Origin of the sequence: Burkholderia sp. ZZQ-2, from assembly GCF_050768715.1 — a bacterium.
GTDB classification, from domain to species: domain Bacteria; phylum Pseudomonadota; class Gammaproteobacteria; order Burkholderiales; family Burkholderiaceae; genus Burkholderia; species Burkholderia cepacia.
Map to the genome: position 1 here is coordinate 1 of NZ_LDVA01000023.1, position 14,146 is coordinate 14,146.

Genomic DNA, 14,146 nt, shown 5'->3' on the forward strand with positions numbered 1-14,146 from the left:
GCATCGCGATCACGACTTCGCCTCCGCAGCGCTCGATGCCGGTTTCGCGGCCGGCGCCGAGATGATCACCTGATCGCCGTTGGCGAGCGCGTCGCTGGGGTTCGTGACGAGACGGTCGTTCGGCGTGAGCGGGCCGTCGACTTCGAGCGTCTGCCCGATCGTGCGTACGACCGTCACCTGTTTCAGGCGCACCTGGCCGTTCGCATCGACCGTCGCGACCGTCGGGCCTTCGGCGCGGAACAGCAACGTATTGGCCGGCACCTGCAGGCGGCCGACCGGCGTCATCGGCAACGTGGCCTGCACGTAGGCGCCGGGCAGCAGCCGCCCGTCCGGGTTCGGCAGCGTGATCTCGATCTGCAGCGAGCGCGTCGCGACGTCGATCGCCTCGGACGTGCGCGTGATCGTCCCGTCGAACGTCCGGCCCGGCAGCTCGGCCTGCGCGACGCTCACGTGCTGGCCGACCTTCACCTGCTGCGCGTACGCCTGCGGCACCTGCACGTAGAGGCGCAGCCGGTCGGCCTGCACGACCGTGAACAGCGAACGCCCCGCGTTGCCGGAGCTGACGAGATCGCCGACGTCGACGTTGCGCTGCGTGACGATCCCGTCGATCGGCGCGACGATCCGCTGGAAGCCTTTCAGCTCGGTGAGGCGGCGCATGTTCGCGTCGGCCGCGGCGAGGTTCGCGGTGCCCTGGTTGAACGCGCCTTGCCGGTCGTCGAGTTCCTGCTGCGAGACGGCATCGCGCTGGCGCAACTGCTGCGCGCGGTCGAACGACGTCTTCGCGAGCGCGAGCGCGGCTTGCGCCTGCTGGCGCTGCGCGGTGGCCTGCGCGAGTTCCTGGTTCAGCTCGGGCGTGTCGAGTTCGGCGAGCACCTGGCCCTGCTTCACGTGCGCGCCGATGTCGGCCTGCCAGCGCAGCACGTAGCCGCTCGCGCGTGCATAGATCGGCGCCTCGACGAAGCCGCGCAGCGTGCCGGGCAGCGACAGCTTGCCGCCGGTGGCCGCATCGACCGGATGCGCGATGGTCACGTACTGGCGCGTGTTCTGCTCGGCGACCGTGTCGAGCCGGTTGCGGTTCAGCACGTTGACGACGATCGTGCGCGCGGCGCCGGCGGCCAGCAGCACGCCGATCACGATCAGGACGATGCGTCCGCGTCGCGACACCGACGTGCGTGTCGGCAGGTGCATGCCGTGTTCGTCCACCTGGATGCCGACGGCGCTGTGATGTTTCTCTTCCATGAATTCAACCAATTCAACCGGGTAGTGGGACGAAAGGGGACGAAAGTCAGTGTCCGGTCTGGCGCGCGCGCCGGCGGGCCAGCCGCGCATGCACGCCGCCGAACACGAGCGGCACGAACAGCAGCGTCGAAACGGTCGCGAACAGCAGCCCGCCGATCACCGCGCGGCCCAGCGGCGCGTTCTGCTCGGCGCCTTCGCCGAGACCGAGCGCCATCGGCACCATCCCGATGATCATCGCGAGCGCCGTCATCAGCACCGGCCGGATCCGCGTCGCGCCGGCCTCCAGCGCGGCCGTGAGCGGCGGTGCGCCGGCTTCGAGACGCTGGCGCGCGAACGACACGACCAGGATGCTGTTCGCGGTCGCGACGCCCACTGTCATGATCGCGCCCGTCAGCGCGGGCACGCTCAGGTGCGTGCCGGTGATGAACAGCATCCACACGATGCCGGCGAGCGCGGCCGGCATCGCGCTGATGATGATCAGCGGGTCGAGCCACGACTGGAAATTGACGACGATCAGCAGGTAGACGAGCACGATCGCCATCGCGACGCCCGCGCCGAGGCCGAGGTACGACGTGCGCATCGTCTCGATCTGGCCGCGCATCGTCAGTTCGGTGCCGCGCGGCAGCGTCGCGCGTGCGTCCGACACGATGCGGTCGATCTCGCCCGCGACTGCGCCGAGGTCGCGGCCCTCGACGCTCACGTACACGTCGATCGCCGGGCGGATGTTGTAGTGCGTGATCACGGCCGGGTTCGCGGTGCTGCGCACCTGCACGAGGTTGCCGAGCAGTTGCAGCGGCATGCCCGTGCGGCCGCTCGCCGAGATCGGCGTGCCGAGCAGGTCGTCGACCGACGAGATGCTGTATTGCGGGGTCTGGATCTGCAGCGGGTACTGGACGCCGGTGCGCGGGTTGATCCAGAACGACGGCGTCGTCTGCGAGCTGCCGGACAGGGAGATCAGCATGTTCTGCGCGACGTTCTGCGCGGAAAGATTGAGCTGCTGCATGCGCGTACGGTCCATGTCGGCCAGCAGGGTCGGCTCGTCGTTGCGTTGCAGCACGTGCACGTCGACGGCGCCGGGGATTTGCCTGAACTTTTTCATCAGGCTGCTCGCGATAGTCATGTTACTCGCGAGATCGTTGCCGAGCACCTGCAGGTCGATCGCGGCCGGTTGGCCGAAGTTGAGGATCTGCGTGATGATGTCCGACGGCTGGAAGAAGAACTCGACGCCCGGGAAGCGCTCGGGCAGCACCGTGCGCAGTGCCTGCACGTAATGCTGGGTCGCGCGGTGGCCGGGCTTCAGCGCGATCAGCAGCTCGCCGTCGAGCGTGCCGATCGTGCCGGCGTTGCTGTACGACAGGTTGATGCCGCTCACTGGGAGGCCGAGGTTGTCGACGATCGCGCCGAGCTCGTCGGGCGGCACGGTTTCGCGGATCACGCGCTCGACCTGGTCGGCGAGGCGCGCGGTTTCCTCGATCCGGTAGCCGGTCGGCGCGCGCATGTGCAGGCGGATGTTGCCCGAATCGGCGTTCGGGAAGAAGTCGCGGCCGAGCACGAATACGAGGCCGGTCGACAGCACGCAGAAGCCGAGGAAGCACGTCGCGTAGAAGCGGCGGCGCACCAGCAGGATGCTGAGCAGCACGATGTACCACGCGCGCAGCCGCTCGAACGCTTCGTTGAACGCGTGATGGATGCGTGCGAAGCGCGACGTCGAACGATCCGGGCCGGCGCTCGCCTGCTGCGGGCGGAACAGCAGCATCGCGAGCGTCGGCACGAGCGTGCGCGACAGCACGTACGACGCGAGCATCGCGAACACGACGGCTTCCGCGAGCGGCACGAACAGGAAACGCGCGACGCCCGTGAGGAAGAACATCGGCACGAACACGATGCAGATGCACAGCGTCGACACGAACGCGGGCACCGCGATCTCGCCGGCGCCTTCGAGGATCGCGTCGTGCAGGTTCGTGCCGAGATGCAGGTGCCGCTCGATGTTCTCGATCGTCACCGTCGCATCGTCGACCAGGATCCCGACCGCGAGCGCGAGCCCGCCGAGCGTCATGATGTTGATGGTCTCGCCGAGCGCGGACAGCGCGATCAGCGACGTGAAGATCGACAGCGGAATCGAGATCGCGATGATCAGCGTGCTGCGCCAGTTGCCGAGGAACAGCAGGATCATCATCGCGGTCAGCACGGCGGCGATCAGCGCTTCGTGGATCACGCCCTGGACGGCCGCGTCGACGAACACCGACTGGTCGAACAGCGGCGTGATCGTGAGCCCTTCGGGCAGCGTCGGGATCACCTTCGGCAGCAGCGCCTTCAGGTCCGACACGACCTTGAGCGTCGACGCGTCGCCGCTTTTCAGGATCGAGATGAGCACGCCGCGCTGGCCGTTCTGGCGCACGACGTTGGTCTGCGGCGCGAAGCCGTCGCGTACCGATGCGACCTCGCGCAGATAGGTCGTCGCGCCGTTGACGGTCTGGACCGGCAGGTTGTTGATGTCGGCGACCGTATCGGCCGACGCGTTTGTGTCGATCCGGTATTCGGTCTGGCCCATCTTCGCGGTGCCGGTCGGCAGCACGAGGTTCTGGGCGTTGACCGCGTTGACGATGTCGGCGGGCGTGAGCCCCTTCGCGAGCAGCGCCTGCGGATCGAGGTCGATCGCGACCACGCGCGTGCGGCCGCCGTACGGGAACGGGATCTGCACGCCCGGCACCGTGATCAGCTGCGGGCGCAGGAAGTTGAGCGCGATGTCGGCGAGCGACTGTTCGCTGAGCGTCTTGCTCGACAGCCCGAGCTGGATCACCGGGATGCTCGAGGCCGAATAGGTGATCACGAGCGGCGGTGTCGCGCCCTGCGGCATCTGCCGCACGATCGCCTGCGCGGACGAGACCGTCTGCGCGATCGCCGTCTGCACGTTCGCGCCCGGTTGCAGGAACACCTTCACGACCGCGATGCCGGGCAGCGACGTCGATTCGACGTGCTGGATGTTGTTGACGGTCGTCGTCAGGATCCGCTCATGCACGGACGTGATGCGGTTCGTCATCTCCGTCGCGGAGAAGCCGCTGTAATTCCAGATGACGCTGATCACGGGGATGTTGATCGCGGGCAGCACGTCGACCGGCGTGCGCATCAGCGCAAGCGGGGTGGCCAGCACGATCATGATGGCCATGACGATGAACGTGTAGGGGCGCCTGAGCGCAAGATTGACGATCCACATGGAGGCAGCGGGACAGGCGGTGATCAGGCGTCGGTGAAGGGAACCCGCATGATAGGCGTCGGCGTGGAACGGGTTACTGTCACGAAACTGGCGGAATTGTCAGGTTGCGGCGGGGCGGCCCGGCGCCGATTCGGCAGAGGAAACGCCGCGCGGCGCGCCGGCCGCAAAACGGCCGCAAAACGGTCGCGATACCGGACGGGCCGGCTGCACCTGCGGCGGTTCCGCTCATGGGCCCGCGCTCAGATCTGCTCCATCCCGACACGCGCGAGCGCACCCAGATCGACGACCTCGATCTGGTTGTACGCGAGCCGCAGCACGCCGAGTTTCTCGAGCTGCTGCAGCGCCTGGTTGATCCGCTGCCGCGACACGCCGACGAGCATCCCCAGTTCCTCCTGCGAGATCGACAGCGACGGGCCGGTGTCCGGGTACAGGTCGGGATTGAACAACTGCGCGAGCGACTGCGCGACGCGTGCGTCGACGTCCAGCAGCCGGCTGTTCTGGATCGACGCGATGAATTCGCCCATCCGGTTGTTCAACTGATGAATCACGAAGCGCGTGAACGGCAGGCTCGTGTCGAGCAGCGCGTGGAACGTGTCGACCGGCACGAACAGCACGGTCGAGCGCTGGATCGCGACGACCTCGTACTTGCGCAGTTCGCGCTTGATCACGCTGCCTTCGCCGAACCAGCCGCCCGACGGCACGCCGGAGAACGTGCAGCCGCGCCCGGACGCATTGAAGATCGCGAGCTTCAGCAGCCCGCGATGCACGCCGATCCAGTATTCGGACGGCGCGAGCCGATGGGCGATCACGTCGCCGGCCTCGCACTGCTCGACGCGCGATTGCGCGAGCACGAGCGCCTGGTGTTCGGGCGCGAGCGTGCGGAACCACGCGCACTGGCCGAACAGCGTGGACAGCGCCGGCAGCGGGCCCGGTGCGGAAAGGGCGTCGGCCGGGTGGGCGGGCGCGTCGGGCGGGGCGGCGAGAGGGTCGTGCATGGGTGCGGGTTTGCGAGGATAGGGATAACGCGCAGCGCGGGAAAGGCACTCTGTCGTTTCGATGACAGACGGCTCACAATAGCGCCCGTTAGGCTGTCGGCAATTGAACCACATCAAAACGATCCGGGGTGGAAGCGCCCCGGTCGACAGAACACGGGAGACAGGATCATGACGCAGATGTTCGAGGCCGGACTCGGCCGCCGCGACGCCAATTACGTGCCGCTCACCCCGATCGACTTCCTGGTCAGGACGGCCGAGGTCTACGGCGAGCGCCTTGCGATCGTGCACGGCGACGTGCGGCGCACCTGGGGCGAGACCTACTCGCGCGCGAAGCAGCTGGCGAGCGCGCTCGCGCGGCTCGGCGTCGGCCGCGGCGACACGGTCGCGGCGATGCTGCCGAACATCCCGGCGATGGTCGAGGCGCACTTCGGCGTGCCGATGGCCGGCGCCGTGCTGAACACGATCAACACGCGGCTCGACGTGTCGTCGGTGCTGTTCATGCTGCGCCACGGCGAGGCGAAGGTGCTGATCGTCGACACCGAGTATGCGGAATTCGCGCATCGCGCGGCGCTCGAGGTGCCGGGCCTGAAGATCGTCAGCGTGGCCGATGCGATGCCGGCGGACCCCGCCCGCTTCGCGGGCGCGACCGACTACGAGGCGCTCGTGGCAAGCGGCGACGCCGACTACGCGTGGACCCCGCCCGCCGACGAATGGGACGCGATCGCGCTGAACTACACGTCCGGCACGACCGGCGATCCGAAGGGCGTCGTCTACCACCATCGCGGCGCGTATCTCGCGGCGATCAGCAACATCCTCGAATGGGACATGCCGAAGCACGCCGTCTACCTGTGGACGCTGCCGATGTTCCACTGCAACGGCTGGTGCTTCCCGTGGGCCGTCGCGGCACGCGCGGGCGTGAACGTCTGCCTGCGCAAGTTCGACGCGAAGACGGTGTTCGACCTGATTCGCCGCGAACGCATCACGCACTACTGCGGCGCGCCGATCGTGCAGAGCGCGATCGCGAACGCGCCGGCCGAATTCCGCGCCGGCATCGACCACACGGTACACGCGATGGTGGCGGGCGCGGCGCCCGCGCCGGCCGTGATCGCGAAGATGAAGGAGATCGGCTTCGACCTGCTGCACGTGTACGGGCTGACCGAGGTCTACGGCCCGGCGACCGTGTGCGCGAAGCAGGCGCATTGGGAGGAACTGCCCGATGAGGAGCGTGCGCGGCTCAATGCGCGCCAGGGCGTGCGCTACCACCTGGAAGCGGGCGCGACGGTGCTCGATCCCGACACGATGGCGCCGGTGCCGGCCGACGGCGAGACGCTCGGCGAGATCATGTTCCGCGGCAACATCTGCATGAAGGGCTACCTGAAGAACCCGAAGGCGACCGACGACGCGTTCCACGGCGGCTGGTTCCATACCGGCGATCTCGCGGTGCTGACGCCGGACGGCTATATCCGGATCAAGGATCGCAAGAAGGACATCATCATCTCGGGCGGCGAGAACATCTCGAGCATCGAGGTCGAGGATGCGCTGTACCGGCATCCGGCCGTGGCGGTCGCCGCCGTCGTCGCGATGCCCGACCCGAAATGGGGCGAGGTGCCGTGCGCGTTCGTCGAGCTGCGCGAAGGCGCGAGCGCAACCGAAGCGGAGATCGTCGCGCATTGCCGGCAGTTGCTCGCGGGCTTCAAGGTGCCGAAGGTCGTGCGGTTCGGCGAGCTGCCGAAGACGTCGACCGGCAAGATCCAGAAATTCCAGCTGCGCAACGCGGTCGGCTCGGACAAGGCGATCGACCTGGCGGGCGACAAGAAGTAGGCGAGCCGCCCGGCCCTGGCCGATCGTCCGTCTCCGGTCACGCGTCCCGCTCGAGGCGGAACACGCTGACCGCATCGGCCAGCTGCGCGGCCTGGTCGCGCAGCGCGACGGCCGCGCGTTCGGCGTCCGAGATCAGCGAGGCATTCCGCTGCGTCGCGTCGCCGATCTGCGTGACGGCCAGGTTCACCTGTTCGATGCCGGTCGATTGTTCGCGCGACGCGGCGCTGATCTCGCCGATCAGCGTGCTGACCTGGTCGACGCGCGCGACGATGTCACGCATCGTGCCGCGCGCGGCGTCCGCGATCCGGTAACCCTGTTCGACGGTCGTCGACGATTCTGCGCTCAGCGTGTCGATCTCCTTCACAGCAGCCGCGCTGCGCTGCGCGAGCGTGCGCACCTCGGCCGCGACCACCGCGAAGCCCTTGCCGTGTTCGCCCGCGCGCGCGGCCTCGACGGCCGCGTTCAGCGCCAGGATGTTGGTCTGGAACGCGATGCCCTCGATCGTGCCCGTGATCTCGGCGATCCGGCGCGTTGCGCGGCCGATGTCGTCCATCGTCGCGACCACGCGCTGCACCGCGGCGTCGCCGTTCGTCGCGGCGGCCGACGCGTGGGCGACCAGCGCGTTGGCCTGCGCCGCGTGCTCGGCGCTCTGCTGCACGGCGGCGGTGATCTGCTCCATGCTGGCCGCGGTCTGTTCGACGCTGCTCGCCTGCGTCGCGATCCGCGCGGCCATGTCGCCGCTGCCGGCCGCGATGTCGACGGTGCCGCGCGCGATGTCGGCCGAGCTGTTGCGCACCTGCTCGACGATCCGGGCGAGGCCGTCGCCGATCCCGTCGACGGCCTGTACGAGCCGACCGATCTCGTCATTGCCGGCGTGGCCCGCGTTGCCGCGCATGGCTGCGTCATCGCGGATGCGCACGCTGAGATCGCCCGCCGCATAACGCTCGGAAGCGCGTGCCGCCGCATCGAGCGGCCGGCTCACGACACGGCGCACCACGATGACGAACAGCGTCGCGAACGCCGCGACGAGCAACGCGCCGATCATCAGGAAGCGGTTGCGGGTGGCGCGCATGCCGGCGAGCAGTTCGTCGTCGAGCGCAATGCCGCCGACGAGCCACTGCCACTGCGGAATCGTCGTGAACGACACGAATTTCGCGGTGGGCCCGCTGTCGTGCGCGGCCGGGTCGGTCGACGTGTATGCGAGCTGTCCCGCGCCGGCCGCGAGCATCTGCGCGTACGGCGCGCGCGTGTCGTCGGCAGGCGCGCCGGCCGCATCGGGATGCACGACGAAGGTGCCGCGCGACGGGCCCTGCGATGCGTCGAGCACGAAGTAATAGCCGTTGCTGCCGATCTTCAGCGAGCGGATGCCGTTCTCGACGAGCTTGAGTTCGGCGCTGATGTCGAGGCCGACGAACAGCGCGCCGATCACGCGGCCGGTCGCATCGGTCACCGGCTTGTATTGCGTGATGTACGGCCGCCCGAACAGCTTCGCGAGGCCCGTGTACACGCGTCCGGCGACGAGCGGGGCGTACGCGGGGCCCGCACGGTCGAGCTTCGTGCCGACGGCGCGCGCGCCGTCCTGCTTCTTCAGCGATGTCGTGATGCGCACGAAATCGTCGCCGTCGCGCGCGAAGATCGTCGCGATCGCGCCGCTTTTCTTCAGGAACTGGTCGGGAATCGAATAGTCGAGGTCGAGCGGCTGGCCGCCCGCGAGGAGCGTCGGCGCGGCGACGCCGCCGATGTCGACGGTGCGCGCCGGGTCGATCGAGAACTCGGCCGGCAGGAAGCTCGCGAACAGCGACATCGAGCGATCGGCTTCGGCGGTCAGCGCCTTGTCGAACAGGTCGACCATCGCGCGGATCGACTGCTCGTTGTCGGCGATCCGCAGGTGCGCCTCTTCGGCGAGTTGCCGGCCGGCGAAATGGGCGAGCGTCCATGCGAACACGGTAAACAGCAGGGCGACGAGCGCGCACGCCAGCGCGGCAAGACGCGCGCCGACGCTCACCCGGCCCAATTGGGTCAATCTCATGAAACTTCCTGAGTGGGGAGGGAGAGGGGCGGAACGCACGCGTCACCGCTGATCGACCTTAATACGGCAGCAGCGGCGAATTCTTTAGCGGCGCGTCGTCGATGGCGACGCCGGCAGGTGCGGCGGGAACGCGGCTGTCAGTGCGTGACGAGCCACGCGACGGCCAGGTAACGGCTGACCTTCGCGATCGTCACGATCGCGAGAAAGCTCGGCAGCGGCTCGCGCAGCACGCCGGCGATCATCGTCAGCGGATCGCCGATCACGGGCGCCCAGCTAAGCAGCAGCGACCAGCGGCCGTAGCGCGCATACCAGCGCTCGGCGCGTGCGAGCGCGGCGGGCTTGACGGGAAACCAGCGGCGCGCGCGGAAGTGCTCGATGCCGCGCCCGAGCGCCCAGTTGATCGCGGAGCCGGCGACGTTGCCGACGCTCGCGACGAGCACCAGCGCCCATACGGGTTCGCGCCCGGCGAGCAGCAGGCCGGCGAGCACGGCTTCGGACTGGAGCGGGAACAGGGTCGCGGCGACCATCGACACGGCGAACAGGCCGCCGTAAGTGAGCAATTCGGACATCGCGCGATTGTACCGGGCGCATGCCGGCCGCCGCGGGTCATGCGGTCACGAGGCCATGCGGTCACGGGCCCGACAGGTCATGCGGCATCGGCCGTGCCGAACAGCAGGTGCGAGATCATCGACTTGTCGACCGGTTCGTCGTTGAGCGTGCTCGCGAGCAGTTCGCCCGCGAGTTGCTGCGGCGAAAACACCATGTCGGGCTTCAACAGGCGCAGCCGTTCGAGGTTGCGCTGCTGGTTCACGAGCGCGACCGTGCGCACCGACGGCGCGATCTCGCGGATCGCGAGGATGATGAACGCGTTCTCGGCGTCGTCGGAGCGCAGCGCGAGCACCGCGCGCGCGGTCGCCGCGCCGGCGCTTTCCAGCACCGCATGGTCGGTCGCGTCGCCGACGATCAGGTCGGTCGCCGCCGCGTAGTTGTGCTCGACGCCGGCCGGCACGACGACGGTCACCGCGTAGCCGCGCTTGCGCAGCCCGTCGTGTACCGCATGCGCGACGGGCGTCGCGCCGACGATCAGGAAATGATGCTTGCGGATCACGTTCGAAATGCCTCCCTTGACGATCCGTTTCAGATTGCCGCCGATCACGGGGCCGGCGACCGCGCTGATCGACGTCGCGAACACCGTGATGCCGAGCACGATCACCGAGGCGGTGAACAGGCGCGCGGTCGGCGCGTGCGGAACGATGTCGCCGTAGCCGACCGTCGACATCGACACGATCGAGAAATAGACGGCGGTGGCGAGGTCGTGGACGGGCGGCGTGAATTCGTCGCCGAGATACAGCACGCCGAAGGTGGCGTAGATCAGCAGCGACACGATGCTCAGCAACGCGAACAGGCTGCTCGCGGCGATGCTCGCGCGGTCGAAATGCCGCCAGTAATAAAGCAGCGCGACGACCAGCACGGCCGTGTAGGCGAACACGCCGTGGCTCGGATAGCCGCCGAGTGCGCTGAGCGCGGCGGCTGCGACCAGCAGCAGGATCGACAGCACCCACGCGACGCGCGCACGCAGCAAGATGCCGATGGCCATGGTCGCGAGGCCGGCCGCGATCACGACCTGCGGCAGCACGACGAGCCCCGCGTTGTCGACGAGGTTCAGCGCATCGGCGAGCCACGCACCGTGGCGGCCGAGCTTCGCGTTGTCGACGACCGGGCGCAGCACCATCAGTGCATCGAGCGCGAGGAGAAGGGCGAGATACCAATGCAGGCCGATCGGCGCGAACAGGCGCCGCAGGCGGGTAGTGACGTGCTTCATTCAGTCGCCCGGCAGGCCGGGCATGTCCAACGAACCAGGCGCTACCCTAAAGCATTCCGCGATCGGCTGCTTTTTCGCGGGGCCCGGCGGCGGTGGCGACGACGCGCGCAGCGGCGGCCGTTCAGTTCCAGCCGGCCATGATCGCGCCCATCCCGACGAGCAGCCCGCCCGTGACGCGGTTCATCGCGCGCATCCGCGCGGGCCGCTGCAGCGCGCGGCTCAGCCGGTGCGAGAACAGCGCCATCGACGCGACGCCGCCCGCGAACAGCACCGCGAAGGTCGCCGAGAGCAGCAGGAACTGCTGGTTCAGGCTCCAGTCGGCGTCCGGGACGATGAACTGCGGGAAGAACGACGGGAAGAACAGCAGCGTTTTCGGATTCAGCCCCGAGGTCGCGAGGCCGCGCCAGAACAGCGCGCGGTGCGAGTCGGCCTCCGGCGTTGCCGTCCCGGCGGGCCCGGCCGTAGCGGGCGCGCCGGCCGGCGTGTGGCTGAGCCATTGCTTGCAGCCGAGCCAGACGAGGTAGGCTGCGCCGGCCCAGCGCAGCACGGTCAGCGCGCGCTCGTCGAGATGCACGAGCGAATTCAGGCACAGCGCGGTCAGCGCGAGTTGCAGCAGCACGGCGAGCGTGCCGCCCCAGACGCACGGCAGCGCGCGGCGCCAGCCGGCGCGCAGTGCGTGGTTCATGGTGAGGAGGTTGACGGGGCCGGGAGCGTAGACGAGAACGGCGGAAGCAGCGAGAAACGAGAGGTAAAGCCTGAACGACATGACGGGTAGGGCAGGAACAGGAACACGGGCGCCGAAGCCGCGCGGCCGGATAGGCGCGCGGGCGGCGGGGAATCGCATGCCTGCTGGCCGGCACCGCAACTCGTGATTGCGGCCGTGCGTCCCGCTGCGAAGGGGTTGTCGCGGGGAGCGTGCCGGACAACAGGCATGGGGAAAATATATCAAGGGGCCGGATTAAAAGGCTTCCGCATTTCCACACAAACCGACACAAATCCGGAATGTCGTTCAGATAGAATCGCGCTTTTCAGTAGAAGATTCTTCCTGCCATGGCCACACGTGAACGCTCGCCGAAAACGCTCGACAGCCAGGACCGCAAGATCCTGGGTGCACTGCAGAAAAATGCGCGCCTGTCGAACGCCGAACTGGCCGAACAGATCGGCATGTCGACCACCGCGTGCTGGAACCGCACACGGCAACTCGAGGTGGACGGCTACATCGACGGTTATGTCGCGCTCGTCAACCAGCGGAAGCTGGGTTATGCGGACATCGTGATCCTCGAAGTCACGCTCGATCGCCACGAGGACGACGCGCTCGCCCGCTTCGGCGAGGAGCTCGCCGCGCTGCCCGAGGTGCTCGAGGCGTATCTGGTGTCGGGCGAGTACGACTACTGGATCAAGGTCGCGGTGGACGGCACGGCCGGCTACGAGCGCTTCCTGCGAGAAAAGCTGTACAAGATTTCGAGCATCCGTCACAGCCGCTCGATGTTTGCGCTGCGCTGCATGAAGGACGTGCCGTCGATTCAGGTGTGAGGAAGACAGGGGTGAGATGCGGCCGTCGTTGAAACGACGGCGCTTGTGGCTGCGCGTATGCGCGGAGAAAGCCGGCGATCGGACGGAGGACAAGGCGCGCGGCGCGGTTCGGTACCGCGGCCGGCAACGCGGATGAATCTTCCGTCCGCGATGGTCCGGACTACCCACGTGCTGGCTGGATAACGGCTGCCCGCCCGGGCAACCGTCAGACAGAACCGCGCCGAAGCCGATTCGATACCGCGTCGACGCGGATTGGCGCCGGCATCGGCTTCAAAGCGACCTCGACACGCTCCCGGCACCGGGAGCGCATTCAACCGGGGCAACTCTTGCCGGTTTCCACGTTGTTTGCCGCGCCAGGCGTTGCCGGGTGCCGCGGCCTTGTGGCGCGCATCCGGGCAAGCGGATCAGGACGGCATCGTGCGGCCGGCTGTTGGCCGGTCGTACCGCTCAGCGCGGCAGGCGTGCGTGTGCTTCAGCGATGACTTCGCAGGTCTCGAGGTGGAGTGCCCAAGCTTCTGCAATCAGCTCGCCCACACGTGCGAGCCAGCCAGCGGATTCGGTGGAACGGTCGGAGACATTAGACGTTTGCATGACGAAGCCCCATATAGGTGGCGAGTTAGGGATAACCCTAATCATAGCGAAACACCTCCGCTTTGTGAAATGCGATTTCGTTATATGAGAATTACTGACAATTTGTGTTGCTGCTTCGCAACATGAATATCGGATGCCTTGGCGCGGTCGTGCGGGCGCGACGAGGCCGTGCCGGCACGGCCTCGCATCGAACAAGAGAGGGGGATTCGGGCGCTGCGGAGGATGGCGGAAGCGGGCGTCGGCTTACGGGCCGATCCACCCGAACCGCCACGACAGCCGCCGCGTCGCGGCGAGCAACGCCTGCGCGAGATCGCTGTCCGGCCCGCGCGGGAAGCCGCGCGACGAACCGATGATCGCGATCACGAGCCGGATGCTGCCGGTGTGATCGAACACGGGCGCGGCGACCGTCCCGATGCCCGGCACCGGCGCGTCGAACGCGAAATCGAGCGCGTCCGCGCGGATCGTCGCGAGCCGCGCCCGGAATGCGTCGTCGGTCGGCGGGGCGATGCGGCCCGCGAGGCGCACGGGCTCGTCGGCGAGCAGGTCGGCCAGCACGTCGTCGGACATGCCGGCCGCGAAAATCCGGCCGATCGCCGTATTGACGAGCGACATCACGGTGCCGACCTGAAGGCTCACGTGCTGCGGCCGCGCCGATTCCTCGAGGCGGATCACCGTCGGGCCGAGCGGCCCGAGCGTCGCGGCCGCCACGCTCATGTCGGTCGCGCCGGCCAGCGCGACGATCTCGGCTTCCGCGTCGCGCGTCGGCGACACGCGCTGCATCGCGATCAGGCCGAGCGCCTGCCCGAGCGGGCCGCCGCCGAAGCAGCCGGCGTCGTCGCGGCTCAGCAGGCCGATCTTCTGCAGGCTGACGAGATGCGGAAAAGCCTTCGCGGCCGGCATCC

The 14,146-nt window shown here is 68.3% G+C and carries 10 protein-coding genes; 2 read left to right on the top strand and 8 right to left on the bottom strand.

Annotation, left to right across the window (positions count from 1 at the left end; genetic code table 11):
- Positions 1-9: 9 nt before the first annotated feature.
- The 3 genes from ABY44_RS00345 to ABY44_RS00355 form a co-directional block, all read right to left on the bottom strand.
- Positions 10-1,239 (bottom strand): efflux RND transporter periplasmic adaptor subunit, encoded by a 1,230-nt coding sequence (locus ABY44_RS00345; protein ID WP_060171016.1) that lies wholly within the window; start codon positions 1,237-1,239, stop codon positions 10-12.
- A gap of 46 nt (positions 1,240-1,285) precedes the next feature.
- On the bottom strand, positions 1,286-4,453 hold the full coding sequence (locus tag ABY44_RS00350) for an efflux RND transporter permease subunit (protein ID WP_059694977.1): 3,168 nt from the start codon (positions 4,451-4,453) through the stop codon (positions 1,286-1,288).
- A gap of 239 nt (positions 4,454-4,692) precedes the next feature.
- Positions 4,693-5,448 carry a Crp/Fnr family transcriptional regulator gene (locus ABY44_RS00355; RefSeq protein ID WP_027791493.1) on the bottom strand — a complete coding sequence of 252 codons (756 nt, stop codon included), beginning with the start codon at positions 5,446-5,448 and terminating at the stop codon, positions 4,693-4,695.
- A 168-nt stretch (positions 5,449-5,616) separates the two neighbouring features.
- Between ABY44_RS00355 and ABY44_RS00360 the strand changes: the two genes are divergently transcribed.
- Complete coding sequence (locus tag ABY44_RS00360) at positions 5,617-7,269, top strand: acyl-CoA synthetase (RefSeq protein ID WP_027791494.1); 1,653 nt, start codon at positions 5,617-5,619, stop codon at positions 7,267-7,269.
- 37 nt (positions 7,270-7,306) lie between these two features.
- On the opposite strand, the gene ABY44_RS00365 is transcribed toward ABY44_RS00360, so the two are convergent.
- The 4 genes from ABY44_RS00365 to ABY44_RS00380 all read right to left on the bottom strand — a co-directional run bounded on the left by ABY44_RS00365 (position 7,307) and on the right by ABY44_RS00380 (position 11,886).
- Complete coding sequence (locus ABY44_RS00365; RefSeq protein ID WP_060171014.1) at positions 7,307-9,298, bottom strand: methyl-accepting chemotaxis protein; 1,992 nt, start codon at positions 9,296-9,298, stop codon at positions 7,307-7,309.
- Positions 9,299-9,435: 137 nt separating this feature from the next.
- Entirely contained in the window at positions 9,436-9,867 is a 432-nt protein-coding gene (locus tag ABY44_RS00370) for a YqaA family protein (protein WP_060171011.1), read from the bottom strand.
- A gap of 77 nt (positions 9,868-9,944) precedes the next feature.
- The gene (gene kch / locus ABY44_RS00375) at positions 9,945-11,120 is read right to left on the bottom strand and encodes a voltage-gated potassium channel protein (RefSeq protein WP_060171010.1); all 1,176 of its coding nucleotides are present in this window, start codon (positions 11,118-11,120) and stop codon (positions 9,945-9,947) included.
- Between the two features lie 121 nt (positions 11,121-11,241).
- Positions 11,242-11,886 (bottom strand): LysE family translocator, encoded by a 645-nt coding sequence (locus ABY44_RS00380; protein ID WP_060171008.1) that lies wholly within the window; start codon positions 11,884-11,886, stop codon positions 11,242-11,244.
- Positions 11,887-12,170: 284 nt separating this feature from the next.
- Here ABY44_RS00380 and ABY44_RS00385 point away from each other — a divergent pair, with 284 nt between their 5' ends.
- Positions 12,171-12,653 carry an Lrp/AsnC family transcriptional regulator gene (locus tag ABY44_RS00385; protein WP_021159229.1) on the top strand — a complete coding sequence of 161 codons (483 nt, stop codon included), beginning with the start codon at positions 12,171-12,173 and terminating at the stop codon, positions 12,651-12,653.
- Positions 12,654-13,487: 834 nt separating this feature from the next.
- Here the strand turns inward: ABY44_RS00385 and ABY44_RS00390 are convergent.
- The coding region (locus tag ABY44_RS00390) for an IclR family transcriptional regulator (protein WP_431640720.1) at positions 13,488-14,146 on the bottom strand (659 nt) is incomplete at its 5' end.

Bases quoted from the DNA above. Each gene is read 5' to 3' on its own strand.
- ABY44_RS00345 (WP_060171016.1), bottom strand. From the start codon at position 1,239: ATGGAAGAGAAACATCACAGCGCCGTCGGCATCCAGGTGGACGAACAC.
- ABY44_RS00350 (WP_059694977.1), bottom strand. From the start codon at position 4,453: ATGTGGATCGTCAATCTTGCGCTCAGGCGCCCCTACACGTTCATCGTC.
- ABY44_RS00355 (WP_027791493.1), bottom strand. From the start codon at position 5,448: ATGCACGACCCTCTCGCCGCCCCGCCCGACGCGCCCGCCCACCCGGCC.
- ABY44_RS00360 (WP_027791494.1), top strand. From the start codon at position 5,617: ATGACGCAGATGTTCGAGGCCGGACTCGGCCGCCGCGACGCCAATTAC.
- ABY44_RS00365 (WP_060171014.1), bottom strand. From the start codon at position 9,298: ATGAGATTGACCCAATTGGGCCGGGTGAGCGTCGGCGCGCGTCTTGCC.
- ABY44_RS00370 (WP_060171011.1), bottom strand. From the start codon at position 9,867: ATGTCCGAATTGCTCACTTACGGCGGCCTGTTCGCCGTGTCGATGGTC.
- kch (WP_060171010.1), bottom strand. From the start codon at position 11,120: ATGAAGCACGTCACTACCCGCCTGCGGCGCCTGTTCGCGCCGATCGGC.
- ABY44_RS00380 (WP_060171008.1), bottom strand. From the start codon at position 11,886: ATGTCGTTCAGGCTTTACCTCTCGTTTCTCGCTGCTTCCGCCGTTCTC.
- ABY44_RS00385 (WP_021159229.1), top strand. From the start codon at position 12,171: ATGGCCACACGTGAACGCTCGCCGAAAACGCTCGACAGCCAGGACCGC.